Source organism: Serratia sp. C2(1) (genome assembly GCF_036352655.1).
Lineage (GTDB): Bacteria > Pseudomonadota > Gammaproteobacteria > Enterobacterales > Enterobacteriaceae > Serratia > Serratia inhibens.
Window position 1 is genome coordinate 1315681 of record NZ_JAZFBA010000001.1, and the last position, 26223, is coordinate 1341903.

General features: G+C 56.0%; 22 protein-coding genes. 12 read left to right on the plus strand and 10 right to left on the minus strand.

Annotation, left to right across the window (positions count from 1 at the left end; genetic code table 11):
• Nucleotides 1-155: 155 nt before the first annotated feature.
• Together cysB and acnA are read left to right on the plus strand one after the other, a co-directional pair.
• Nucleotides 156-1130: an HTH-type transcriptional regulator CysB gene (gene cysB / locus V2S86_RS06135; RefSeq protein ID WP_004945202.1), complete on the plus strand. Its 975-nt coding sequence runs from the start codon at nt 156-158 to the stop codon at nt 1128-1130.
• 550 nt (nt 1131-1680) lie between these two features.
• Nucleotides 1681-4353, plus strand: coding sequence for an aconitate hydratase AcnA (gene acnA / locus V2S86_RS06140; protein ID WP_330761664.1), 2673 nt, complete (start codon nt 1681-1683; stop codon nt 4351-4353).
• 57 nt (nt 4354-4410) lie between these two features.
• Here acnA and ribA read toward each other — a convergent pair whose 3' ends face one another.
• Nucleotides 4411-5004, minus strand: a complete 594-nt coding sequence (gene ribA / locus V2S86_RS06145; RefSeq protein ID WP_006321116.1) for a GTP cyclohydrolase II — start codon at nt 5002-5004, stop codon at nt 4411-4413.
• Between the two features lie 278 nt (nt 5005-5282).
• Between ribA and pgpB the strand changes: the two genes are divergently transcribed.
• The 3 genes from pgpB (at nt 5283) to lapB (ending at nt 7875) form a co-directional block, all read left to right on the plus strand.
• Nucleotides 5283-6053: a phosphatidylglycerophosphatase B gene (gene pgpB, locus V2S86_RS06150; RefSeq protein ID WP_330761665.1), complete on the plus strand. Its 771-nt coding sequence runs from the start codon at nt 5283-5285 to the stop codon at nt 6051-6053.
• Nucleotides 6054-6396: 343 nt separating this feature from the next.
• Nucleotides 6397-6699: a LapA family protein gene (locus tag V2S86_RS06155; RefSeq protein WP_330761666.1), complete on the plus strand. Its 303-nt coding sequence runs from the start codon at nt 6397-6399 to the stop codon at nt 6697-6699.
• A gap of 6 nt (nt 6700-6705) precedes the next feature.
• On the plus strand, nt 6706-7875 hold the full coding sequence (gene lapB / locus V2S86_RS06160) for a lipopolysaccharide assembly protein LapB (RefSeq protein WP_330761667.1): 1170 nt from the start codon (nt 6706-6708) through the stop codon (nt 7873-7875).
• Nucleotides 7876-7917: 42 nt separating this feature from the next.
• Here the strand turns inward: lapB and V2S86_RS06165 are convergent, their stop codons facing one another.
• Nucleotides 7918-8214 (minus strand): Arc family DNA-binding protein, encoded by a 297-nt coding sequence (locus tag V2S86_RS06165; RefSeq protein ID WP_330761668.1) that lies wholly within the window; start codon nt 8212-8214, stop codon nt 7918-7920.
• Between the two features lie 167 nt (nt 8215-8381).
• Nucleotides 8382-8642: a multiple stress resistance protein BhsA gene (gene bhsA, locus V2S86_RS06170; RefSeq protein WP_006317154.1), complete on the minus strand. Its 261-nt coding sequence runs from the start codon at nt 8640-8642 to the stop codon at nt 8382-8384.
• 328 nt (nt 8643-8970) lie between these two features.
• Between bhsA and pyrF the strand changes: the two genes are divergently transcribed.
• Complete coding sequence (pyrF, locus tag V2S86_RS06175; RefSeq protein ID WP_330761669.1) at nt 8971-9699, plus strand: orotidine-5'-phosphate decarboxylase; 729 nt, start codon at nt 8971-8973, stop codon at nt 9697-9699.
• A gap of 11 nt (nt 9700-9710) precedes the next feature.
• Nucleotides 9711-10037 (plus strand): stress response translation initiation inhibitor YciH, encoded by a 327-nt coding sequence (yciH, locus tag V2S86_RS06180; protein ID WP_330761670.1) that lies wholly within the window; start codon nt 9711-9713, stop codon nt 10035-10037.
• 202 nt (nt 10038-10239) lie between these two features.
• Here the strand turns inward: yciH and osmB are convergent, their stop codons facing one another.
• On the minus strand, nt 10240-10458 hold the full coding sequence (gene osmB / locus V2S86_RS06185) for an osmotically-inducible lipoprotein OsmB (protein ID WP_004945176.1): 219 nt from the start codon (nt 10456-10458) through the stop codon (nt 10240-10242).
• Between the two features lie 371 nt (nt 10459-10829).
• Between osmB and araD the strand changes: the two genes are divergently transcribed.
• Complete coding sequence (gene araD, locus V2S86_RS06190; protein ID WP_330761671.1) at nt 10830-11525, plus strand: L-ribulose-5-phosphate 4-epimerase; 696 nt, start codon at nt 10830-10832, stop codon at nt 11523-11525.
• 48 nt (nt 11526-11573) lie between these two features.
• On the opposite strand, the gene V2S86_RS06195 is transcribed toward araD, so the two are convergent.
• Nucleotides 11574-12320 (minus strand): DeoR family transcriptional regulator, encoded by a 747-nt coding sequence (locus tag V2S86_RS06195; protein WP_330761672.1) that lies wholly within the window; start codon nt 12318-12320, stop codon nt 11574-11576.
• 292 nt (nt 12321-12612) lie between these two features.
• On the opposite strand from V2S86_RS06195, the gene fsa reads away from it, so the two are divergent.
• Both fsa and kdgT read left to right on the plus strand, forming a co-directional pair.
• On the plus strand, nt 12613-13278 hold the full coding sequence (gene fsa, locus V2S86_RS06200; protein ID WP_330761673.1) for a fructose-6-phosphate aldolase: 666 nt from the start codon (nt 12613-12615) through the stop codon (nt 13276-13278).
• Between the two features lie 236 nt (nt 13279-13514).
• Nucleotides 13515-14498: a 2-keto-3-deoxygluconate transporter gene (gene kdgT, locus V2S86_RS06205; protein WP_330761674.1), complete on the plus strand. Its 984-nt coding sequence runs from the start codon at nt 13515-13517 to the stop codon at nt 14496-14498.
• A gap of 45 nt (nt 14499-14543) precedes the next feature.
• Here the strand turns inward: kdgT and V2S86_RS06210 are convergent, their stop codons facing one another.
• From V2S86_RS06210 to V2S86_RS06220, 3 genes are all read right to left on the minus strand, one after another.
• Nucleotides 14544-16610, minus strand: coding sequence for a carbon starvation CstA family protein (locus tag V2S86_RS06210; protein ID WP_330761675.1), 2067 nt, complete (start codon nt 16608-16610; stop codon nt 14544-14546).
• A gap of 316 nt (nt 16611-16926) precedes the next feature.
• Nucleotides 16927-18861 (minus strand): exoribonuclease II, encoded by a 1935-nt coding sequence (locus tag V2S86_RS06215; protein ID WP_330761676.1) that lies wholly within the window; start codon nt 18859-18861, stop codon nt 16927-16929.
• A gap of 209 nt (nt 18862-19070) precedes the next feature.
• A complete protein-coding gene (locus V2S86_RS06220; protein WP_330761677.1) occupies nt 19071-21377 on the minus strand; it encodes an FdhF/YdeP family oxidoreductase in 2307 nt (768 codons plus the stop codon).
• A 276-nt stretch (nt 21378-21653) separates the two neighbouring features.
• On the opposite strand from V2S86_RS06220, the gene dacD reads away from it, so the two are divergent.
• Nucleotides 21654-22823, plus strand: a complete 1170-nt coding sequence (gene dacD / locus V2S86_RS06225) for a serine-type D-Ala-D-Ala carboxypeptidase DacD (protein ID WP_330761678.1) — start codon at nt 21654-21656, stop codon at nt 22821-22823.
• Nucleotides 22824-22896: 73 nt separating this feature from the next.
• Complete coding sequence (locus V2S86_RS06230) at nt 22897-23796, plus strand: LysR family transcriptional regulator (protein ID WP_330761679.1); 900 nt, start codon at nt 22897-22899, stop codon at nt 23794-23796.
• On the opposite strand, the gene V2S86_RS06235 is transcribed toward V2S86_RS06230, so the two are convergent.
• Nucleotides 23797-24987 (minus strand): CMD domain-containing protein, encoded by a 1191-nt coding sequence (locus V2S86_RS06235; RefSeq protein ID WP_330761680.1) that lies wholly within the window; start codon nt 24985-24987, stop codon nt 23797-23799. It lies immediately after the preceding gene.
• Between the two features lie 422 nt (nt 24988-25409).
• On the minus strand, nt 25410-26222 hold the full coding sequence (sapF, locus tag V2S86_RS06240) for a putrescine export ABC transporter ATP-binding protein SapF (RefSeq protein ID WP_311992438.1): 813 nt from the start codon (nt 26220-26222) through the stop codon (nt 25410-25412).
• Nucleotide 26223 lies beyond the last annotated feature (1 nt).

Genomic DNA, 26223 nt, shown 5'->3' on the forward strand with positions numbered 1-26223 from the left:
GTTTTTTTATGATTAAAGCTTATTAATAACGGCGTTTTCTTCAGCATCTGGGTAAGACACTGTGTTTAGGCTTGTCAGTTTTCAGCATACCGGGGCGACACCGATATACCTGGCTGCGGGTAAGCCGCAGTGTTTAACCTAGGATGGTATAAGATATGAAATTGCAGCAGCTTCGTTACATTGTGGAAGTGGTTAACCACAACCTGAATGTCTCCTCGACGGCAGAAGGGCTTTACACTTCACAACCCGGTATCAGCAAGCAAGTGCGCATGCTGGAAGATGAGTTGGGTATCCAGATTTTCGCTCGCAGCGGCAAACACCTTACTCAGGTTACCCCGGCAGGCCAGGAAATCATCCGCATCGCGCGTGAGGTCCTGTCTAAAGTGGACGCGATCAAAGCCGTTGCCGGCGAGCACACCTATCCAGATAAAGGTTCGCTGTACGTCGCTACCACGCATACTCAGGCGCGTTACGCGCTGCCCAACGTCATCAAAGGCTTTATCGAGCGCTACCCGCGCGTTTCGTTGCATATGCATCAAGGGTCGCCGACGCAAATTGCGGAAGCGGTATCCAAAGGCAACGCGGACTTTGCCATTGCCACCGAAGCGCTGCATCTTTACGACGATTTGATCATGCTGCCTTGCTACCATTGGAACCGTGCGGTGGTGGTGAAGCCCGATCACCCATTAGCCGGAAAAAGCCATATCACTATTGAAGAATTGGCGGCATACCCGATCGTCACCTATACCTTCGGCTTTACCGGGCGTTCCGAACTGGACACGGCGTTCAACCGCGCCGGCCTGACGCCACGCATCGTATTTACCGCAACGGATGCCGACGTCATTAAAACCTACGTGCGCCTGGGGCTAGGCGTTGGTGTTATCGCCAGCATGGCGGTGGATCCCGTGCAGGATCCGGATCTGGTGACTGTGGATGCGCGCGATATCTTCACCTATAGCACGACCAAAATCGGCTTCCGTCGCAGCACCTTCCTGCGCAGCTACATGTACGATTTTATCCAGCGTTTCGCTCCGCACCTGACTCGCGACGTGGTCGACAACGCCGTAGCACTGAGATCGAACGAAGAGATCGAAGCAATGTTCAAGGACATCAAGCTGCCGATTAAGTAAGCCGTTAGGCTGGGAATGGATCCCGAGACGAGTTTGACGCAGAAGGAGGGGATTCCCCCTCCTTTTCACCATTTGAAGAATGGCCTTTTTCCCCGTAGTTGAAAGCATTTCCCCACACTTTATCACCCTTGGGGGGCAGTTGCGGTGACGCAACTTGCGTTGCACTGAGAGCAGAGTGCGCGCCTTACCCGGCCGCGACTTGGGTGACAATAAAGCGCAATACCCGTTCAGCTGCAGCGGGATCGGCGAATTGGCGAAACTCTGCCGCGTTCCCCGGCCTGTAGACACCCAGCATGAGTTTCCAAAATTGTCCGGTCAAATTGGACAGGGAAAAATGCATTATCGCCGTGCCGCCCGTGTGTAGGATGTATACAGTTAGGGTCCTTACATGATTTAGCCGCAGGCGTGTGCATTTTCCGCCGTTGATTGCTTCTGCCTATCGTTCTGATCAAAACGTGTTGTTATCAAAACGTTAATTCTTCTATGTGGTATCTTTAAACAAGACCTCAGTGATTACCCTGTTTTAGTCATAATAAGAAATGGAGGAGCTATGTCGTCCGATCTTCGAGAAATGAGTCTGGATAAGCTGGTTGCGCTGAACAGCGAGTATTACTACTACAGTCTGCCGCTGGCGGCGAAACAGTTGGGTGATATCGACCGGCTGCCAAAATCGATGAAAGTGCTGCTGGAAAACCTGCTGCGCCATGTGGATGGCGACACCGTGCAGGTTGATGACCTGAAAGCGATCGTCGATTGGTTGCAAACCGGCCATGCCGATCGCGAAATAGCCTATCGCCCGGCGCGCGTGTTGATGCAGGACTTTACCGGCGTGCCTGCGGTAGTGGATCTGGCCGCCATGCGCGAAGCGGTGCAGCGGTTGGGGGGCAATGTTGACCAGGTTAATCCGCTATCGCCGGTTGATCTGGTGATTGACCACTCGGTCACCGTGGATGAGTTCGGTGACGACGATGCGTTTGAAGAAAACGTGCGTATCGAAATGGAGCGCAATCACGAGCGCTATACGTTCCTGCGTTGGGGGCAGAAAGCCTTCAACCGCTTCCGCGTAGTACCGCCGGGCACCGGCATCTGTCATCAGGTTAACCTGGAATACCTCGGCCAGACGGTGTGGCATACCGACGAAAGCGGCAGGCACGTTGCCTATCCGGATACCTTGGTCGGCACCGATTCTCACACCACCATGATTAACGGCCTGGGCATTCTCGGTTGGGGCGTTGGCGGTATCGAAGCCGAAGCGGCGATGCTTGGTCAGCCGGTTTCCATGCTGATCCCAGACGTGGTGGGTTTCAAGCTGACGGGCAAACTGGGCGAAGGCATCACCGCCACCGATCTGGTGTTGACGGTAACCCAAATGCTGCGTAAGCATGGCGTGGTAGGCAAATTCGTTGAATTCTACGGCGATGGTCTGGCAAGCCTGCCGCTGGCCGATCGGGCGACCATCGCCAACATGTCGCCGGAGTTTGGTGCCACCTGCGGTTTCTTCCCGGTGGATGAAGTCACGCTTGGCTACATGAAGCTGAGCGGCCGCAGCGATGAGCAAATTGCGCTGGTGGAAGCCTACGCCAAAGTGCAGGGTATGTGGCGCCACCCTGGTGATGAACCGGTGTTTACCAGCACGCTGGCGCTGGATATGGCGACGGTAGTGGCCAGCCTTGCCGGGCCGAAACGTCCGCAGGATCGCGTAGCGTTGCCGGATGTGCCGAAGGCGTTTAATGCCGCAACCGAGTTGGATATCGGCAGCCAAAAGAGCAAGTCGGAATTTAAAACCTTTACTCTCAGTGGTCGGGAACACGAACTGCATAATGGCGCGGTAGTGATTGCCGCGATCACTTCATGCACCAACACCTCCAATCCCAGCGTAATGATGGCCGCCGGCCTGCTGGCGAAGAACGCGGTGAAGAAAGGGCTGCGTGCCAAGCCTTGGGTGAAGACTTCGCTGGCGCCTGGCTCCAAGGTGGTCACCGACTATTTCGACAGCGCCAAGCTGACGCCATACCTTGAGGAGCTGGGTTTTAATCTGGTGGGCTATGGTTGTACCACCTGTATCGGTAACTCCGGGCCTTTGCCTGAACCCATAGAGCAGGCGATCAAAGAGGGCGATCTTACCGTGGGCGCGGTGCTGTCGGGTAACCGCAACTTCGAAGGGCGCATCCATCCGCTGGTGAAAACCAACTGGCTGGCCTCGCCGCCGCTGGTAGTCGCCTACGCGCTGGCCGGCAGTATGAAGGTTGATCTGACCAACGATTCGTTGGGTGACGGGCGTGACGGCAAGCCGGTTTATTTGAAGGATATCTGGCCGAGTAGCCAGGACATCGCGCTGGCGGTGGAACAGGTGCGCACCGAAATGTTCCACAAGGAATATGGCGCGGTGTTTGACGGCGACGCCAATTGGCAGGCGATTCAGGTTGCCGGTTCTGCCACTTATCCGTGGCAGGCTGACTCCACCTATATTCGACACCCGCCGTTCTTCAGCACCATGCAGGTGAAACCGGACCCGGTGCAGGATATCAAGAATGCGCGCATTCTTGCCATTCTGGCGGATTCCGTGACTACCGACCATATCTCCCCTGCGGGGAACATCAAGCGCGACAGCCCGGCGGGGCGCTACCTGAGCGATCGCGGTGTCGCGGCCCAGGACTTTAACTCATACGGCTCGCGCCGCGGTAACCATGAAGTGATGATGCGTGGCACCTTTGCCAATATCCGCATCCGCAACGAAATGGTGCCGGGAGTTGAAGGGGGTTACACTCGCCATATTCCTTCGCAAAATCAGCTGTCGATCTACGACGCCGCTATGCAGTATCAGCAGGAGCAGGTGCCGCTGGCGGTCATTGCCGGGAAAGAGTACGGTTCCGGTTCCAGCCGCGACTGGGCGGCGAAGGGGCCGCGCCTGCTGGGGGTTCGGGTGGTGATTGCCGAGTCTTTTGAACGCATCCATCGTTCGAACCTGATCGGTATGGGCATTCTGCCATTGGAGTTTCCGGCAGGCGTCAACCGCAAAACGCTGGGGCTGAGCGGGGATGAGCAGATCAGCGTAAGTGGCTTGCAAACGCTGAAACCGGGGCAGACGGTGCCGGTGCATATCACCTACGCGGACGGTCGCCAGGAAGTGGTTAATACGCGTTGCCGTATCGATACCGGCAATGAGCTGACCTACTACGAGAACGACGGCATCCTGCACTACGTGATCAGGAAAATGTTGTAAGAATGCGGTAATAAAAAAGGGCGCCGTTGATGGCGCCCTGATTTTTTCGAAAGAACATTACTTCTGGTCCAGCAAATGGCCCATTTTGGCGGCCTTGGTCGCCAGGTAGCGTTCATTTTTTGGATTGCGGCCGACGATCAAGGGGACGCGCTCGGTAATGTTGATTCCCGCCTCGGTCAAGATCTCAACCTTTTTCGGGTTGTTGGTCAACAAACGCACCGCGTCCACGCCCAGCAATTTGAACATGTCCGCACACAGGGTGAAATCACGTTCGTCAGCGGCAAAGCCGAGTTGATGGTTGGCCTCTACGGTATCGGCGCCCTTGTCCTGCAGGGCATAGGCGCGGATCTTGTTCAGCAAACCGATATTGCGCCCCTCCTGGCGGTGGTAGAGCAGGATGCCGCGGCCTTCTTCCGCAATATGTTCCAGCGCGGCTTCCAGCTGAAAACCGCAGTCGCAGCGCAGGCTGAATAATGCATCGCCGGTCAGACATTCAGAATGTACGCGTGAGAGTACCGGCGTCGCGCCGGCAATATCACCGAAGACCAACGCCAGATGATCGTGCCCGGTTGCCAGTTCTTCGAATCCTACCATCAGGAAATCGCCCCAAGGTGTTGGCAGTTTTGCCTCTGCCACCCGTTTAAGCTGCATGTTGCTCTCCACAAACACATCCGATTCAATCATTGTTGCGCATCCTACGTCCGACGCAGTGACCTGACCAGTATTAAAACGCGCAACGACGATCTGTATTTCGTTAATTATCGGCTATTTTGCCATAACTTCTTGCCCTGAGGTGCTCAGCAAACCAGCATCCGGCGTTTTCAGCCCATTATTATTGCGACAGGTTTTTTATCTGTTTAATTTTTCGAGTGTTATCGATATTGCAAGATTGTTACACTGGCCCTTGGCTTAAACAAAGGAAACGTGGAATGTTTGAGATAGCAAAACGCACGGCAGCGGGGGCGATAGTGCTGTTGCTGATGCCGCTGGCAGTGTGGTTATCCGGCTGGCAATGGCAGCCGGGCGGTAACGAACCCTTGCTGAGAGGCCTTTACTGGGTGACCGAAACCGTGACCTCGCCGTGGGGGATTATCACCAGCCTCATTCTCTCCGCCTGGTTTCTTTGGTGTCTGCGCTTTCGTCTCAAGGCGGCCATCGGCCTGGTCATTTTGCTCTCTGCCGCGGTATTGATTGGCCAGGGCGTAAAATCACTGATCAAGGATCGGGTGCAGGAGCCGCGACCCTTTGTCGTCTGGCTGGAGCAGAACCATGGCGTGGACGGAAAATACTTTTACTCGCTGCATCGCAAAGAGCGCAGCGCGCTGGTAGCGGAACAGTTGCAGGATCAGCCGCTGGTGCCCGTCTGGCTGAGCAAGCACTGGCAGTTTGAAACCGGTTTTGCCTTCCCTTCAGGGCATACAATGTTTGCCGCCACCTGGGCGTTGCTGGGGGTGGGGCTACTGTGGCCGCGCCGTCATTACAAAACCGTCGCGTTGCTGATGTTGTGGGCAACCGGCGTGATGGGCAGCCGTTTGCTGTTGGGCATGCACTGGCCGCGCGACCTGGCGATGGCGACATTGATCAGTTGGCTGCTGGTGACGATTGCTTGTTGGCTGGCGCAACGCTGGTTTGGTCCGCTGACGTTGCCTCCTCAGGAGCAAGAGGAAGTGGCGGAAAGAACGTCCGGAAGCAAACATTAGGTGACACAGTCACTTATCACGGCGCCGAACTGGCGCCGTATTAATCTCTTACATTCGCCAGTCATTGCAATTCCTGTGGCAACCCCCATATCTTTATAAATTCATTATTTTGAGAAGCTTTCTCATTAATTTCCCTGGGTGGCCCATTTACTGCCGAATATGCCGGCAGATATCGGGTTTTATCGTGCAGCAGGGTTTCCCTGGCACGATGGGAAATGCTAACTTAATGAGAGGGACGCCACGCATTGGCATATACCTTTCGTCTTTCGAGTCGCCGCCAGGCGGCAACTTGAAATACATCGGGTATAATTCATCCGATTAACTCGGCATCGCGGGAAAGAATGTGAAATATTTGCTGATTTTTTTGTTGGTTCTGGTGGTTTTCGTGATTTCTGTCACGTTGGGCGCGCATAACGATCAGGTTGTGAGTTTTAATTACCTGGTTGCGCAGGGCGATTACCGTATATCGACCCTGTTGGCTGCGTTGTTTGGCGCCGGTTTTGTTCTCGGTTGGGTCATTTGTGGCCTGTTCTATCTACGTACCCGCATTGCGCTGGGGCGAGCCGAACGCAAAATCAAGAGGCTGGAACTGCAGCTTGAACAACCTGCTGAGCCGGCAGCTCAGCCCGTTGTCAGCAAGGAATAATCTTCTATGTTAGAGCTGTTGTTTCTGTTGCTGCCCGTGGCTGCCGCGTACGGTTGGTACATGGGGCGCAGAAGTGCTCAACAGGATAAACAACAGGAAGCCAACCGCCTGTCGCGTGAGTACGTGGCCGGGGTGAACTTCCTGCTTTCCAATCAGCAGGATAAAGCGGTCGATCTGTTCCTCGATATGTTGAAAGAGGACAGCACTACCGTTGAGGCCCACCTGACGCTGGGTAACCTGTTCCGCTCGCGCGGCGAAGTCGACCGTGCAATACGCATCCATCAGGCGCTGATGGAAAGCGCTTCTCTGACCTTCGAACAACGCTTGCTGGCGGTGCAACAGTTGGGCCGCGACTATATGGCCGCCGGCATGTACGATCGCGCGGAAGACATGTTCGGCCAGTTGGTCGGCGAAGAGGATTTCCGCATCTCGGCGCTGCAGCAATTGCTGGTGATCCACCAGGCAACCAGCGACTGGCTGAAAGCGATCGACGTGGCGGAAAAACTGGTCAAGCTGGGTAAAGACAAACAACGTATCGAGATCGCGCATTTCTACTGTGAGCTGGCGCTACAGGCCATGGGCAGTGACGATCTTGATAAGGCGATGAGCCTGCTGAAACGTGCGGCCTCGGCGGATAAACAGTGCGCCCGTGTGTCGATTATGTTCGGTCGCATCTATATGGCCCAGGCGGAATACGCCAAAGCGGTCGAGTCTCTGCAGCGAGTGCTGAACCAGGATAAAGAGCTGGTTAGCGAAACCTTGCCTATGCTGCATGAATGTTATCAACATTTGGACAATCAGCAGGACTGGGCGGAGTTTCTCAAGCGCTGCGTGGAGGAAAATACGGGCGCCACCGCCGAGCTGATGCTGGCGGAGATCATTGAACAGCACGAAGGGCGCGACGTCGTTCAGGTGTATATCAATCGTCAATTACAACGCCATCCGACCATGCGCGTGTTTTACCGCCTGATGGATTACCACCTGGCGGACGCCGAAGATGGGCGTGCAAAAGAGAGTCTGCTGCTGTTGCGGGACATGGTGGGGGAGCAAATCCGTACCAAGCCGCGCTATCGTTGCCACAAATGCGGTTTTACCGCGCATTCACTGTATTGGCATTGTCCGTCATGCCGGGCCTGGGCATCGGTTAAACCGATTCGAGGGCTGGATGGGCAATAAAAAATGGGGCGATTATCGCCCCGTTTTTTGTAGTATACGGAATTACTTTTTCTTGCCGGCTTTCACGCCGCCTTTCAGCAACTGACGCAGTTTTTTCAATTCTTTCTGATTCAGAGGCTGTTCGATTTCCTCTTCAATCCCCTGATTATCAATTTCGCCGTGGTGCAGTTCATCCGCTTTTTTAGCGGCTTTTTCCGCTTTAACCGGCGCGTCGAAGCTGCTTTCAAGGCGTTGACATACTTCAGCGCTCAGAGAGAGTTGATTCTCAGCGGCGATAGCACGAATTTTCTCTTTGAGTTCCAGAGGGATTTTGATGGTTAGTGTTGATATCTCGCTCATTTTGAAGCCTTTCTGCGGGAAGATACCTTCAAGCTAAGCCAGTAATGAGTAAGAGTCTAGGGTGTAATAAAAATTTAATATTTATGTAACATTGTGGCGCGGGAATAATGAACGAAACGGCGGGGAAATAGGCAAAGCCCGGCGTACCGGGCCTCTGACGAAGAAACTTATTTGTAGATGACAGCGGTACCGCTCAGCAGGTTGTTACCACCGGCGGAGATAATGCGGTAGCTGCTGGCACCCTGGGCTTCTGCTTTGGCTGCCAGTTTGGCTTCCAGGCCGCTTAGCGTTGTCGCGTGGCCTGCGGAGACTACACCGGCAGGAGCCAGGTCATTGGCCTGTTGCAAATTGACCGGTTCAGCGGCGAAGGTCGCAAAAGAGGTCAGGGCGATGGCGGTAGCGGCTGCAAAATATTTGATGGTTTTCATTGGTGACTCCAGTCAGTTTGTTTAGGTTGGAAGCAGTTCGCCTCCGATGTATTGAATAATAAAGCATCCGCGCGGATTTAAAATGTGATAATGCTGAGCATCTTATTCAAAATATCTGATTGATAATTTACGCATCTTTACGGCGCTTTACGCAGCCTGAGCTATCGGTTTTGGGGCTTTATTGACGCTTGATGACGAACGATGGAGTAACATTACTTAACGGCAGGGTGCGCTGTGGCTGGGATTTCTGCCGGCCGGCATGTAGAATGCGGCGGTCAGTTTGGTGGGTTGTTACCTGGTCATGTCCATTTTAAAGAAGGTAGAAGAAATGAAGTCTGAAAATAATATCAATAACAATGACTTAAAATCATCTCCGATCATCGTTGCGCTGGATTATGCAGATATTGGCGCCGCGTTGGCATTTGCCGATCGCATTAATCCGCAGGACTGTCGATTAAAAGTGGGCAAAGAAATGTTCACCCTGTTTGGGCCGCAGCTGGTGCGAGATTTGCACGAGCGTGGCTTCGACGTATTCCTGGATTTAAAATTCCACGATATCCCCAATACCACGGCACATGCGGTCGCGGCAGCGGCCGAACTGGGCGTATGGATGGTCAACGTCCACGCCAGCGGCGGCGCACGCATGATGACCGCAGCGAAAGAGGCGTTGCTGCCTTATGGCACAGAGGCGCCGTTGTTGATCGCCGTTACCGTGCTCACCAGCATGGAGGCGGAGGATCTGCAGGCCATCGGCATTAATATTTCTCCGGCCGAGCAGGCTGAACGGCTGGCACGTCTGACTCGTGATTGCGGGCTGGACGGTGTGGTCTGCTCAGCGCATGAAGCCGAACGCCTGAAAGCAGCCTGCGGGCGCCAGTTCCAGTTGGTCACGCCGGGCATTCGCCCGGCGGGCAGCGCCGCCGGCGATCAACGCCGCATCATGACGCCGGTACAGGCGCAGGCCGCCGGGGTCGATTATATGGTGATTGGGCGTCCGATCACCCAATCCGCCGATCCTGCTGCCACGCTGAGCGCTATTCGCGCCTCACTGGCTTGAGGGGGCTTAAAATGAATGACGACAATAGCCGGCTGGTTTACTCCACCGACAGCGGGCGCATCAAGCAGGAAGAGGTCAAACCGCAGCGAGCCAAAGGTGACGGCATAGTGCGCATCCAGCGCCAGACCAGCGGGCGCAAGGGGAAAGGCGTTTGCCTGATCACCGGCATTGATCTGGACGATACCGCACTTGAAAAGCTGGCGGCAGAGCTGAAGAAGAAATGCGGGTGCGGTGGTTCGGTCAAAGACGCGGTGATCGAAATCCAGGGTGATAAACGCGAGCTCCTCAAGCAGTTGCTGGAAGCCAAAGGGATGAAGGTCAAGCTGGCGGGCGGTTAACGGCTGCAGGCGGAGTGCCATGCCGCGATGCAATGCTGCGGCATGGCTTAGGTCGTGCTGTCGGGCCGGAGCCCATCGATGGCGAAAATGCCATGGATTAAAGGTAATACAGACCTGAAATAATCTTTATTATGCTTAATGCGTCAAAGCGAAAACGCTTTTGCCAGCCTGTCGGCAGAGGTATCTACAGCGGCCCTGCAGGTTATTTTCCTACCTGATGACCAATGATGCCCCCAACGGCGGCCCCACCAAGCGTACCCAATGCGCTACCATCGGTCAGTACTGCACCGCCTACGGCCCCTGCGCCGGCACCAATAGCGGTGTTACGGTCACGTTTGGACATGTTGGAGCAAGCACTGAGTGAAAACGCCAGAGTCAGTGCCAGAGCGGCGGTGGCGAAACGTTTATTGATAATCATCATAATGACTTCTCCTTAGCATTGGCTATATGGAAGTGCCCTTTAAGTATAGGCGTGAACCATAAATTCGGCCTGCTATCGGCTCCCATACAGTATCGAAATAAAAAATGGCATTATTTGTTAAAGGCAGAACATTAAAAAGTTGAAAGCGGTCTCTCTGCCCAAATTCACTATAAGCTACCGTTGATCAATGAACAGGTAAATAGTCCTAAATTCCTGATGCCTCTCTTTCTTTCCGATAAGCGAAACACCGTTTAACCCCGCAGAACTCCGTATCCAGCAGAAGCCTACGCGGTCTTTAGCGATTTATGCCATACCGCCCCGTCGCCGGCCTGCCGACAATATTCGCAGACAGGCTTAACCGGGAAAGACAAATGCTTAACGATCTTAAACAGCAGGTATTGGACGCTAATCTGGCCTTGCCGCGCCATCATCTGGTGACCTTCACCTGGGGCAACGTCAGCGCCATCGATCGCCAGACAGGGCTGATGGTGATCAAACCTTCCGGGGTGGAGTATGCGCTAATGACCTGTGACGATATGGTGGTGGTGGAACTGGAAAGCGGCAACGTGGTGGAGGGCAATAAAAAACCTTCTTCAGACAGCGATACCCACCGGGCATTGTATCTCGAGTTCGAGGCGGTCGGCGGCATTGTGCACACCCATTCGCGGCACGCCACGATCTGGGCGCAGGCCGGCCAGGATATTCCCGCCTGGGGCACCACTCATGCCGATTATTTCTACGGTGACATTCCCTGTACGCGAACCATGCGGGATGAGGAAATTGCCGGGCGTTATGAATGGGAGACCGGCAGGGTGATCGTCGAAACCTTCCACGAAAGGCGATTGGATCCGGCCAGCATGCCGGCGGTGTTGGTGCATTCGCACGGTCCCTTTACCTGGGGCAAAGACGCGGATAACGCGGTGCACAATGCCGTCGTACTGGAGGAAATTGCCTATATGGGAATTTTTTCACGCCAACTGACGCCTGGGCTTGAGAACATGCAGCAAACGTTGCTGGATAAACACTACCTGCGCAAGCACGGCAAAAACGCCTATTACGGGCAGTGAGCAACAGGCGGGCAACCGAAGGGGGCCCGCAACCGTACCGGGTGCCGTTTAATCGCTGACCCTATCCAGTCGTATTCCCTGGCGTTTCAACTGATGCTGATACGCCAGTTCCAGGCGCGAATCGGTGATCACCCGATCAATCTTTCCTTGCTGCGCCAACGGATTGGGTTGGATCTGACCAAACTTGGACGAATCTGTCAGCACGATATTCTCCATACCCTTCGCCAACACGGCGTTGACCACGTCGGCGCGCATCATATCGCGGCCGGTGAAGCCGGTTTCCGCATGGTAACCGTCAATGCCGATAAACGCCTTGCTGAAATGAACCTGCTGGATGCACATACGCGTCAGCGGCCCGACTACGGTCTCACTCTTTTTTTGATACATGCCACCCAGCACTATCACCTCACAATCGCTCTCTTTCAGCAGATTGGCGATATAGTGGCTGACGGTGATCAGCGTGATGCTTTTGCGCTCGGCGAGATAGCGCGCCAACAGCGCATTGGTACTGCCATTTTCTATAAAGATGGTTTCGCCGTCGTTAACCTGCGAAGCGGCAAACCGCGCCAGCTTCTGCTTGAGCGCAAAATTGGACATCATGCGCGCATCGACGTCATCGCTTTCCAGCGCCAGCGCGGAACCGTGCACCCGTTTCAGATAGCTGCGCTTTTCCAGCAGGTTCAAATCCTGACGGATAGTCACCTCTGAAACCCCGGTGGTGCGCGACAGATCGCTGACGCTGATCCTTCGACGTTCGTTCACCAACTGCAGAATTGTTTGTTGTCTTGAATTCATATCGACCTGATGCGCGGCTACCAATGTGCGGCCGCTAAAATTTATTGTTTAAAGAGTATGTTCTGTTCGCGCCATAATATCATCCTGACGTCAGAGGATGATGAGGTAAAGAAAGCGGATTATCCAGCGTCGCGAAGTGAAGATCCTGATCCTCTGCCATTCAATGGCTCTACTTTTACCATTAACGTTGTTTTGAATGAAAATTGATTTGATTGCGATCAAAAATCATGAATTCTTTTGTCCTACTATGATGAGAGTTTGAATTCGCCCACAGAAGATTCAGGAGTCCGTAATGGAGCTTTATCTCGATACCGCAGATGTGAATGCTGTAAAACGCCTGGCGCGCATTCTGCCGCTGCATGGCGTCACCACCAATCCGAGCATTGTTGCCAAAGAGGGGAAACCCATTTGGGAGGTACTGCCGGCGCTGCGTGATGCACTGGGCGGTACCGGCAAGCTGTTTGCCCAGGTAATGGCCAACGACGCAGAGCGTATGGTGGCGGAGGCGGCGCTGCTTCATCAGCGAGTGCCCGGCCTGGTAGTCAAGATCCCGGCGACCGCCGAGGGGCTGGCGGCGATTAAAAAACTGAAATCGATGTCGATACCCACCCTGGGTACGGCGGTTTATGGCGCCGGTCAGGGGCTATTGGCAGCGTTGGCCGGCGCGGAGTATGTCGCCCCTTATGTTAACCGGCTGGACGCACAGGGCGGAGACGGTATCGAAATGGTGCACGAACTGCAGCAATTGCTGACGCTGCATGCGCCGGGCACCCGGGTGCTGGCCGCCAGCTTCAAAACGCCACGGCAGGCACTGGAGTGTCTGTTGGCGGGCTGTCAGGCCATTACCTTGCCGGTCGATGTGGCCGAACAGTTCCTTGTTGCTCCGGCGGTGCAGGCGGCGGTCGAAAAATTCGAGCAGGATTGGCAGAGTGCATTCGGCACCAACTTGCTTAACTAATCCCTTTTTCAGCGACGAGAGGCGGCTATGGCCGCCTTTTTTGTGCGCATGATTTTATTTTGAAACAACAAACCTTAAAAATAGAAACAGTGTTTTAATTTTATGCGATCGATCACTTTTATTCCCTCGGTGAACAGTTAGCTTGAATGACCCAATCATCACGAAGCTTGTCCGTTGGAACGGCGGCTGTCGGCGGTGCATTGCTTTGACAATTCAACAGTAAGGTGGAATGAGTGATGCAGATTAAGCGTGCGATAGACAAGATCCCTGGCGGCATGATGTTGGTGCCGCTGTTCATTGGCGCGGTGTGTCATACCTTTGCGCCAGGCGCCGGGAAATATTTCGGTTCCTTCACCAACGGGCTCATCAGCGGCACGGTGCCGATTCTGGCGGTATGGTTTTTCTGTATGGGAGCCTCAATCAAGCTGAGTGCCACCGGTACGGTATTGCGTAAATCCGGCACGCTGGTGGTGACCAAGGTCGCGGTGGCTTGGCTGGTGGCGGCGGTAGCATCGCGGGTAATGCCCGAAAACGGTGTCGAAGTCGGTTTTTTCGCCGGTCTGTCGACGCTGGCGCTGGTGGCGGCGATGGACATGACCAACGGCGGCCTGTATGCCTCGGTGATGCAACAATACGGCAGTAAGGAAGAGGCGGGCGCTTTTGTGCTGATGTCGCTGGAATCCGGGCCGTTGATGACCATGATTATCCTCGGTACTGCCGGAATAGCCTCGTTCGAACCTCACGTGTTTGTCGGTGCGGTGCTGCCATTCCTGGTCGGGTTTGCGCTGGGTAACCTCGATCCCGAACTGCGCGAATTTTTCGGCAAGGCGGTACAGACGTTAATCCCGTTCTTTGCCTTTGCGCTTGGCAACACCATCGATCTTACAGTGATAGCGCAAACCGGGCTGTTGGGCATCCTGCTGGGCGTAGCGGTAATAGTGATTACCGGGATCCCGCTGATTGTCGCCGATAAGGTGATTGGCGGGGGTGATGGTACGGCGGGCGTGGCCGCGTCCAGTTCTGCCGGGGCTGCGGTGGCGACGCCGGTACTGATTGCTGAAATGGTGCCTCAGTTCAAGGCGGTAGCCCCGGCGGCGACGGCTTTGGTGGCGACGTCGGTGATTGTCACCTCGATTCTGGTGCCGATCGTAACGGCGGTCTGGTCGAAGCGCGCCAAGGCCAGAGCCGCCATGCGAGAACAAATGGCGGTGGTGAAATAAGCAAAAAAGGGCGCCGCAGCGCCCTTGCGAGAGTGTTCTTAACCTTTAAATCTTGCCAGTCTCTTCACGAAGGGTGACTGGCGACTCATTCGCCGTAGGCTGGCTGGCGTTCAGCGCACGGCGGATCACAAAGAATGCGGAAACCAGCATGGTCACCGCCACCAGCATAAAGAACGCGCAAAGCGCGGCGTTAATCTGATTGCTGAACACTATGGTTTCCATATCTTTCAGCGTCTTGGCCGGGGCAATCAGGGTACCTTGCTCAATGCCGGCGGAGAATTTCTTCGCCTGCGCCAGGAAGCCGATACTGGGTTTCTCGTGGAAGATTTTTTGCCAGCCGGCGGTCATCGAGGTAATGAACAACCACACGGTGGGCAGAATGGTCACCCAGGCGTAGCGCTGTTTTTTCATTTTAAACAGCACAACGGTGCCGAGGATCAACGCCATTGAGGCCAGCATCTGGTTGCCGATACCAAACAGCGGCCACAGGGTGTTGATGCCGCCAAGCGGATCGACCACGCCCTGATAAACGAAGAAACCCCAACCGGCTACGGCCACCGTCGTACCGGCCAGATTACCGAACCATGAACGGTTATTGGCCAGCCGGGGGACTGCCACGCCAACCAGATCCTGCACCATAAAGCGGCAGGCGCGGGTGCCGGCATCGACGGCGGTCAGAATGAACAGCGCCTCGAACAGAATGGCGAAGTGATACCAGAATGCCATCATCGCGCGGCTGTTAAACACCTCGGTGATGATGTGCGCCATCCCCACAGCGAAGGTCGGGGCGCCACCGGCGCGCGACAGGATCGAATGCTCGCCCACGTCTTTGGCGATCATCGTCAGGGTTTCCGGCGTGATGATAAAGCCCCAGCCGTTGATGACCTGCGAGGCGTTTTCCACCGTGGTGCCAATCAGCGCCGCCGGAGAGTTCATGGCGAAATAAACGCCGGGATCGATCACCGAAGCGCAAATCAGCGCCATGATGGCCACGAAAGATTCCATCAGCATGGCGCCATAACCGATAAAACGAATATGGCTTTCGCGCTCCACCAGTTTCGGCGTGGTTCCGCTGGACACCAGCGCATGGAAGCCGGAAATCGAACCGCAGGCGATGGTGATAAACAGGAACGGGAACAGTGAACCGGCGAATACCGGGCCGCTGCCATCGATAAAGCGCGACACCGCAGGCATTTTCATTTCCGGCATGGCAAAGACAATGCCTATCGCCAGCCCGATAATGACGCCAATCTTCATAAAGGTGGAAAGATAATCACGCGGTGCCAACAGCAACCATACCGGCAGCACCGACGCGACGAAGCCGTAGATCACCAGCACCCAGGTCAGGGTGGTGCCATGCAGCGTAAAGAAGGGGCCCCAGTACGGGTGTTGCGCCACGTTGCCGCCATAAATGATCGCCAGCAGCATCAGTACGAAGCCGACCACCGAGATTTCGGCGATTTTCCCCGGCCGGATAAAGCGCATGTATATCCCCATAAACAGCGCGATAGGAATGGTGGCGGCGATGGTGAACAGGCCCCATGGGCTGTCGGCCAGCGCTTTTACCACCACCAAAGCCAAGGCCGACAGAATGATGATCATCACGCCCAGTGCGCCAAGCATGGTGATCACCCCGGCGAAGGCACCCAGCTCCTGTTTGGCCATTTCACCCAGCGAACGGCCGTCGCGGCGGGTAGAAATGAACAAGATCAGGAAATCCTGCACCGCTCCGGCCAGCATGACGCCGACCAGGATCCAGATGGTGCCTGGCAAAAAGCCCATCTGCGCGGCCAGAATCGGCCCGACCAGCGGCCCCGCGCCGGCGATGGCGGCAAAGTGGTGACCGAACAGCACCCACTTGTTGGTGGGGACATAGTCCAGACCGTCGTTGCGACGTTCTGCCGGTGTCATGCGGCGATCGTCAAGCTCAAACACTTTTTTGGCGATGAACAGGCTATAGAAACGGTAAGCGATGCTGTAACAGGCAACGGCAGCCACCACCAGCCAGACCGCGTTAACATGCTCCCCGCGGCTGAGCGCCAGCATGGCGAAGGCAAATGCGCCGACTAACGCCACCACCAGCCAGATGATCCCGGACTTGACGTTTTTCATGATCAACAACTCCTTGGTGTGCAGAGATAAAAAAGAGATGTTCTTATAGAGAATGAATACAGATTAAAAATAGGAGTTTTACGCGCGAAAAGTAGCAGGTCGGATGAGAAATGTGATGCTGGTTGAGTAATAGCGTAAAAACAATGTGATGTCGCCGTTACGGCCGCCTGAGAGGGCAGTAAAAAGGCTCTCGCCCGGTTCCTGCCAACTGAGTGGCGGGTAAGGGGGGGTTATCGTCGATATGGGCAACCGGCGAAAAAAAACACCGGAGGTTTCCCTGCCGGTGTTGATATGACGTTGGGCTAATCTCGCAGGATTATGCCGCCGGTCTCGCGATCACGCTGCGGGTTTCCATACGCACTTCGGCGATGTTGACCTCCAGGGTATCGCTCTGGCGATAGACGACTTCGCCTTTCACCTGGACCGTGCCGGTATCCTGGCTGCAGACCATTTCATCACGCACCGCGTGAATAAACGGCGCAGGGATAAAGGCGATGGCACCGTTGTCCAGCAGACGCACGCGCAGGCCACCGCGGGTCACGTCGATGATTTCCGCATTGAAGCGCTCATCGGTGCCGGCTTTGTCTTTCAGGTAACGTGCATACAGCCAGTCACCGACGTCACGCTCCGCCATGCGGTTAAGACGACGACGTTCGGCCAACTGCACCGTCACGTCGTCCTGCGGTTTTTCGGCAGACTGTGCGGCGATGATGGCTTTCAGGAGACGGTGGTTGACCATATCGCCATATTTACGGATCGGTGAGGTCCAGGTCGCGTAGGCTTCCAGTCCCAGGCCGAAATGCGGGCCCGGCGTGGTGCTGATCTCGGCATAGGTCTGGAAACGGCGGATACGGCTGTCGAGGAACTGGGTCGGCTGCGAGTCGAGATGACGGCGCAGTTCGCAGAACCCTTCCAGCGTCAGCAGTTTCTCGGCATCGGCTTCCACGCCGTTGGCTTGCAGTACGGTAACCGCCTGCTCAACCAACGCCGGATCGAAACCGGTATGCACGTTGTAAATCCCGAAGCCCAGACGATCGCGCAGCATGATGGCGGCGCATACGTTGGAGGCAATCATGCACTCTTCAACGATGCGGTTGGCGCTGCGGCGTTGTTCGGTGATGATTTCCAGCACCTCGCCTTTTTCGCCCAGGACAAAACGGTAGTCAGGACGATCCTTGAACACCAGAGCATGCTGGTGGCGCCAGGCGTTACGGGCATCGCAGACGCGTTTCAACAGGGTGATTTGTTGTGCAATCTCGTCGCTCGGCGGCTGCCAGCCGGCGACGCCTTCCAGCCAGTCGGACACTTCGTCATAAACCAGTTTGGCTTTTGACTCGATCTCGGCGGCGAAGAAGTGAATATCGTCAGCCAACGCGCCATCGGCACCGATGGTGACGCGGCAAACCAGTACCGGACGGCGTTCGTTCGGGCGCAGAGAGCACAGGTTATCCGACAGGTCTCGCGGCAACATCGGAATGTTGAAACCCGGCAGGTAGTTGGTGAAGGCACGCTTGCGGGCGATATCATCCAGCGGGCTGCCTTGCGCTACGTAAGCGGTAGGATCGGCAATGGCGACGGTCAGTTGCAGTGAGCCGTCGCCGTTGTCCTGAACGAACAACGCATCGTCCATATCCTCGGTGCTGGCGCTGTCAATGGTGACAAAATTCAGCGCGGTCAGATCTTCACGCTGCAGCGCGGCGTCCGGCTCGCTGAGGGCACCCCTCTCCGGCGCTTCTTTTTCCAGGTTATGGCGGGCCAACGTGACCCACCAAGGGGCGAGGTGGTCTTCGCCGTCGGCGATGAAATGAGTCAGATCGGCGTTGAAACCGCGATCGCCTTTCAACGGATGGCGGCGCATTTCCGCTACCGCCCAGTCACCGGCCTGGAAGTTATGGGTCAGTTCACGCACCGGGCGACACTGAATCGCGTCTTTCAGCAACGGATGATCGGGCACAATGGACAGGCGGTCATCACGCTTCTGCACTCGGCCGACAAAGCGCGACAGGAAGGGCTCGACCAGGGTTTCCGGCTCGGCGATTTCGCGTTCTTTCTCGGTGTGCAGGGTAGCGATCACGCGATCCCCATGCATGACTTTCTTCATGTACGGCGGTGGGATGAAATAGCTCTTTTGACCGTCGACCTCAAGAAAGCCAAAGCCTTTCTCAGTCCCTTTTACTACGCCTTCAACGCGCGGGGTCTGAGAGTGAAGTTGCTGTTTAAGCTGCGCCAGCAGCGGGTTATCTTGAAACATATCGTCCAGTGAATGGGTTGTGAGTGGCAAGATTTGCGGCAGACAGTTTTACGCGAATCACCTGCTGCGGGCAAGCCTAACGTCACGGTTTTCCTGCGTCGGCGCGCGATTTTACTGAATATCAGGCGATCAAAAGGCGGCAAAGAAAACCGCAGCGCACAGGGTGGCCGCAGAGAGTCGTGCGCCCGGCGTAAACCGGGCGCATCAGGTCAGGCGATACGCAACGTGGGTTGCGCCGTGCAGCGGCGGATCGCCACCGGGATGGATTTGGAGGTCGGTGTGCCGGTACCGTCGCCAAAACTGGCCAATGGCACCAGCGGGTTGGTTTCCGGATAGTAGGCCGCCAGGTTGCCGCGCGGAATATCGTAGCTCACCAGTTTGAAACCGCTCACCTTGCGAATGACGCCGTCATTCCACAGGGTTTCGATCTCCACCAACTCACCGTCCTGCATGTCCAACGCCGCCAGATCTTCCGGATGGATGAACAGCACTTCACGCTGGCCATACACGCCGCGATAGCGGTCGTCCAGCCCGTAGATGGTAGTGTTGTACTGATCGTGGGAACGCAGGGTTTGCAGCGTAAAGGGTGCTTTTTTGCCGTCGAACTCCGGGAGCAGGCTCTCAGGCAGCGAGGCTGCGCTGAACTCTGCCTTACCGCTAGGCGTGGCGAAACGCAATTCGGCGGCGGCATTGCCCAAATAGAAACCGCCGGGTTGATCGCAGCGACGGTTGAAATCCTCGAAACCGGGAACGGTGGCGGCGATATGGTCACGGATCAGCGAATAGTCATCCGCCAGCGCCAGCCAGTCCAACGGTTGGTTGCCCAACACCGCATCGGCGATGCCGCAAACAATGGCGGTTTCCGACCGTTGGGTATCCGCCAGCGGTTTACCGACGCCTTCGGAGGCGTGAACCATGCTGAATGAATCCTCCACCGTGATGTACTGCGGGCCACTGGCCTGCATATCCTGCTCGGTACGCCCCAGCGTCGGCAGGATCAGCGCGTCTTTACCGGTGACCAGATGGCTGCGGTTGAGCTTGGTGCTGATATGCACCGTCAGGTCGCAACAGCGCAGGGCGCGGGCGGTGCGTTCGGTATCCGGTGCGGCCGCCGCCAGGTTGCCGCCCAGCGCCAACAGCACCTTTACTTCACCGCGCAGCATCGCTTCGATGGCCTCTACCGTGTTATGGCCCGGCTCGCGTCGTGGGGAGAAGTTGAAATGTTTTTCCAGGCTGTCGAGCAGCGCCTTGGGCGATTTCTCGTCAATGCCCATGGTGCGGTTGCCCTGTACGTTGCTGTGGCCACGCACCGGGCACAGGCCGGCGCCCGGTTTGCCCAATTGACCGAACAGCAGTTGCAGATTGGTTATCTCGCGCACCGTCGGCACCGAATGCTTATGCTGAGTGATGCCCATCGCCCAGGTGCAAATCACCCGCTCGGCGCCTTGATAAATCGCTGCCGCCTGCCGCAACTGCGCTTCGCTGAGGCCAGACTGTTGGATGATGTGATCCCAGGCGGTGGCATCCACCTGCGCCAGGTAGCTTTCCACGCCGACGCTGTGCTGCTCAATGAACGCCAAATCGAACAGGCCGGGCTCACCGGCAGCCAACAGCCGGCGATGGTTTTCCAACAGCGCCTTCACCATACCGCGCACCGCCGCCATATCCCCGCCGAGGTTGGGTTGAAAATAAGCTGAGCTTATTGGCGAAGATGCAGGCGTCAACATCTGAATCGGGTTTTGCGGATCGGCGAAACGCTCCAGACCGCGTTCGCGCAGGGTGTTAAAACTAACGATGCGCGCCCCACGACCGGCGGCTTTTTTCAGGCTGTGCAGCATGCGTGGATGGTTGGTGCCGGGATTTTGGCCGAACACAAAGATGGCGTCGGCTTTTTCAAAGTCATCCATACGAATGGTGCCTTTGCCCACGCCGATGCTTTGTTTCAACCCGACGCCGCTGGCCTCATGGCACATGTTGGAACAGTCGGGGAAATTGCTGGTGCCGAGCATGCGGCCGAACAGCTGGTACAGATAAGACGCCTCGTTGCTGGCGCGGCCGGAAGTATAAAGTTCGATCTGGTTCGGGTTATCCATTTGTCGGATGTGCCTGGCGATCAGCGCCAGTGCCTCCGGCCAACCGATCGGCTGGTAATGGTCAGTTTCGGCGTTATAGCGCATCGGATGGGTAATGCGCCCCTGATACTCGAGGAAATAGTCGCTTTGCTGTTGCAGTGTACTGACGCTGTGGGCGGCGAAAAACGCCGGTTCAACCGCATTGCGCGTGGCTTCCCAACTGACTGCCTTGGCGCCGTTCTCGCAGAAACTGAAGGTGCTGTGATTGTCGTCGCCCCAGGCGCAGCCCGGACAATCGAAGCCGCGAACCTTATTCACGCGCAACAGATTACGCAGGTTTTTCAGCGCCTGTTTGCTGTCGAGTACAAAACGGGTGGTGGCTTCGAGTGAACCCCAGCCGCCAGCCGCGCCGGTATACGGCTTTATTGAGGGTTTGAATTTCATGATGTTCTTCGCATGTGTTGTAGCTAAAAAGTAAATGATTCTTTAAGTGTTTTAAGGATTTATGTCGCAAGTTTAGGTGGGTACGGCATGAGCGTCTAATAGAATTGGGTAATCGCGGCATAGAGCGGATTTATCGCTCAGGGTCCCGGTCCTCGGCCGGACATACAAATGGTTTCACTCTGTTATTCCCTGCAAAAGACTAATGATTCCGTTGAGCCTTCCTTTAGTGCAGTCTATCTCACGGATTATATTAGAATTTTATTTAAGGATGGGTGAGTGAAGCGTTCAGTATTGTCTGTGATGATCGGAAGTTGGCTGCCGTTGGCGGTACAGGCGGCGGATACGCCTCTCAGTTTTCCTCTCGATACACCGCCGGCGATAGACGCGGCTTCTTACGTTTTGATGGATTACACCACCGGCCAGGTACTGGCGGAGAACAATGCGGACGAGCGGCGCAATCCCGCCAGCCTGACCAAACTGATGACCGGATTGGTGATTGATCATGCGCTCGATCAGCACAAAATTGGCCTGGACGACGTGGTGACCGTGGGCAAAGACGCCTGGGCGCAGGGCAATCCGGTGTTCAAGGGGTCCTCGTTGATGTTCCTGAAGCCTGGTGACAGGGTCACGGTGCGTGATCTCAGTCGCGGCATTATTATCGACTCCGGCAACGATGCCTGCGTGGCGATGGCGGACTATGTGGCGGGCAGCCAGGCCGCGTTCGTCAAATTGATGAATGAAAAAAGCACTCAGCTTGGCCTGCAAAATACCCATTTTGAAACCGTCCACGGGCTGGATGCGCCAGGCCAGTTCACTACGGCCGGCGATCTGGCGGTAATTTCACGTGCCATCATCATGAGCGAACCGGCGGAATATCATATGTACAGCGAAAAATCGCTGTCCTGGAACGGGATTACCCAACAGAACCGCAATGGGCTCCTGTGGGATAAAAACCTGCGGGTGGACGGCCTGAAAACGGGCCATACCGCATCGGCCGGTTTTAACATTATTGCCTCCGCTACCGAAGGCGACCGGCGTTTGATTGCTGTCGTGATGGGCGGTAAAAGTGCAAAAGGGCGAGAAGATCAGGCCCGTAAACTGCTGACCTGGGGCCTGCGGGATTTCGCCACCGTGCATCTGTTTAACGCGGGGCAAACTCTGGGCCAGGAAAAAGTGTGGTATGGCGATCGCCATCAGGTGCCGGTGGGCAGTGAACAGGATCAATACCTCAGCCTGCCAAAGCGCGAGGCGGATAAGTTGAAAGCCCAGTATGTGATAAGCCCTTCGCGTCTTGACGCTCCGTTGGCAAAGGGGCAGCCGATTGGGGAGATTCGCATCAGCGATAACGGCACGCTATTGAAGACACTGCCGTTGGTGACGTTACAGTCGGTAAACAACGGCAGTATGTTCTCGCGCCTGATGGACTATGTGAAGTTGAAACTCTGATCCGGCGGGCACAGCGCCCAAAAAGCCCCCGCGATGATATACTCAGGGTAGTCATTATTTTCCGAGCAGCTTTATGGATATCAAACAACTGATTTACCTCTGTAATCTGGAAAGAGAGCGCCATTTTGGCCGTGCGGCGGAGGCCAGCTTCGTTAGCCAGCCGACGTTATCCATGCGGTTGAAAAATCTGGAAAAAGAATTGGGCGTGTCGTTGATCAACCGCGGTAATAATTTTGAAGGTTTTACCGCGGAAGGTGAGCGTGTATTGGCGTGGGCACGCGAGATAGTGTCGGTTTATCAGGGCTTGAAGCTGGAGGTGGAATCGCTCAAGCACGGCTTTAACGGCACCCTGCGTATCGGTGCCGTGCCGCAGTGCAGCATTTCGCTGGCGCAGATGCTGAAGGCGGTCAGCGAGCGTTTTCCGCAGTTGGACTACCGAATTGCGGTGCTGAGCGCCGATCAGTTGCTGGAAGCCTTGACGGCGCATACCGTGGATATCGGTATCGGTTTCTTCGAGTTGGCGACGTTGAAAGAGCTGCACTTCCAGTCGCAACCGTTGGCGGACACGGGTATCGAATTGGTATTCCATCCGCAGCATTTCCCGCAATTGGTGGGGGATAAACCGCTGACGCTGGCGGAGGTGACCGCGCTGCCGTTGTGCCTGGCCGAACCCACACGTTATTTCCGTCGTTACCTCGATCAACACTTCCGTGAAGCCGGTTTGACGCTGCATGCTCGCATGGAAACCACGTCGATATTCCAACTGTTGGAAGGCATTTTTGTTGGCCTGGGGTGCGGTCTGTTTCCGCAAGGTAACCTGCTGCCGGCCATGACGCCGGACCTGCGGCGGCGGCCAATCGCCATTCCTGCCATGTCACGACATGCTGCCGTGGTGATCGCTGAGCCGGGGCGGGCAACGCCGTTGGCTCAGCACTTTTTTGACGCTGCCGGCAATTGGCTGCTGCAGCAGTAATTATGCCGGTTGGCTCTCGCCGATCGCCTGCGTATCGCCGAGGGTCTGACGTAAACGGTTCTCCCAGGCGTAGAGCGCGGCGGTAAGGATCACGTCCAGCGCCTGGGCCTGATTCAGGCCGCTGTTAAACAACGGTTGCACGCTGCGCGGAGTGAATTTTTCCGGCGTACGGGTCAAGTCTGCGGCAACGCGGATCACCGCCTGGGCCACAGGATTATCGCTGCTCTCCAACCCGCGGTTAATGTCGGTGAAAATGGCATCTGCCAATGCGGCGTCCTGAATATCCTGGGCGACGGTCGATGCGCAGTAGCGGCTGCCGTTAATGCGCGCAACCGCCAGTGTCGCCAGCGCTTTCAGCCGCGCCGACAGGCCGTAGCCGTCCGCGTTGATGCTGTTAAAAATGCCGTTGCGTTCACGCAACGCGGGGGCATCGTGGGCCAGCAGCAGAAAATAAGGTTCGCTGCGGGCGTCCGGGTGACTTTGGTCGAGCACATCGAGCTGTTCAGCCCGGGCGTCTTCCAGCGTTATCGGCGGCAATCGGGATTGCCAAGCCAGTTCCTCTTCGGTGAATTCCACCCCTTCGGCATCTTCTATGTTCGGGAAACCGGGCACTACTGCCGTTGGCCGTCCGGCCAGCGCAGCCACGCCGGCGACGACGCGCGCCTGGTAACTGACAAAACCGATAATCTGCGAAAAGGTCACGATATCCGCCGGGCTTAAACCGACATCGGTGAGTTGCTGCAGCGCTTTGCTGCAAATCAGGGTCGGTTGACTGGCTAGCTGGCGGGCGTATTGGGTGATCTGGGCAAGGCGGATGTTGCTTTCACGGGAGGCGTCGGGGCTGTGCAGCGGGGCGAGGCGGGCAGCGTAATGGCTACAAAGAGATTGTACGCCGGTTACCTGCGCTACAGTCAGAGCGGTGCTGAGGCGATCGTAAGGTGACAAGGTCACTAATCTGGTCAATTCTACCTGGTCCGGGAACAGCACATGATAACTGGCATGCGAGGCGTTAAACACCCCGGCGCGGGCGGTCAGTGCGGTGTTCAGCGCTTCGTCGGCAAATGCGCCCAACCCCAGCAGAAATCTGTCGCGGAGGGTGGCCGCCTGCGGCTCAAGCGGCTGGTCTCCGCGAACGCTGCTTTGGGTTTCGTGATACCACTGGGCATTATGTTGTCGACGTAGTAGTTCCATAGGGCGGTAATCCTTAATCATGAGCAACAGCCACCGGTGCGACAGGCAGCGGCAGCGAGACAAAAGAGGTACATGCCCGGATACGGGCACGGAATGACAGGATCAGCGACGATCATCGCAACACAATGCGTGGCCATAAACAGAGAAACCTGCGGCTAAAGCGAGCAGAAACTGCGCGAGTCGGCGATTGCGTGGGCTGTTCATCAGTGCGATATCCTGTCGTTTAATAAGCTCAACGTAGGGGATATCCTCACCGATTCGATTGGCGAGATAAAATAATGTTAAGTGCTAATCAATAACTGAATGGAATAAAATATAATGATATATAACAAATTTGTAATTTGTATTTGAGGATATTGGATAAGCGCAGTGGAGAGTTAGGCAATAAAAAAACCCGCTCGAAAGCGGGTTTCCTGCAAGCGTCAGAATCGGCCGCCGTCGCGCCGCCAGGCGTCTGCGGTAAGCGCTTCGCCGAAGTGGCTGGCAATCAGCCGTTTGGTCAGATCGTGCAACGGCGCAGCCAGCACTTCGGCGGTGCTGCCGCGTTCAACGATTTCCCCTTCGTGCATCACCATGACCTGATCGCTGATGTGCTTCATCATGCCCAGATGCTGAGTGACATAGATGTACGAAATTCCGTGTTTCTCCTGCAGTTCCAGCATCAGGTTGATGATCTGGGAACGCATCGACATGTCCAGCGAAGCCAGTGCCTCATCGGCGACGATGACCTTGGGTTGCAAGATCAGCGCCCGGGCCAGCGCCACCCGCTGTTTCTGGCCGGAGGCCAGCATATGCGGATAGTAATAAGCGTGGTCCGGCAGCATCCCTACCTGGCGCAGCGTCTGATTGATGCGCTGTTCGCGCTGCGGGCCTTCCAGATCGGTATTCAGCCGCAGCGGGGCGTCAAGCAGTTGGCCGATGCGTTGGCGCGGATTAAGCGACGTGCTCGGATCCTGAAATATCATGCGGATGCGCTGGCTGCGGTAGCGGTAATCCCCGTAGTCGAGCCGGTGATCGTCGATCAGCAGTTCGCCGGATGAAGGCTCAACCATGCCGGACAACATCTTGGCCAACGTCGATTTGCCGGAACCGTTTTCACCGATGATCGCCAGCGTCTGCCGCTCACGAAGGGTAAAGCTGACCGATTTCACCGCCTCAACGTGCTGGCGGCGGAACAGCCCGGTGCGGTAACGGTAGGTTTTGGTCAGGTTGCGCACTTCCAACAGCGTTTCCATG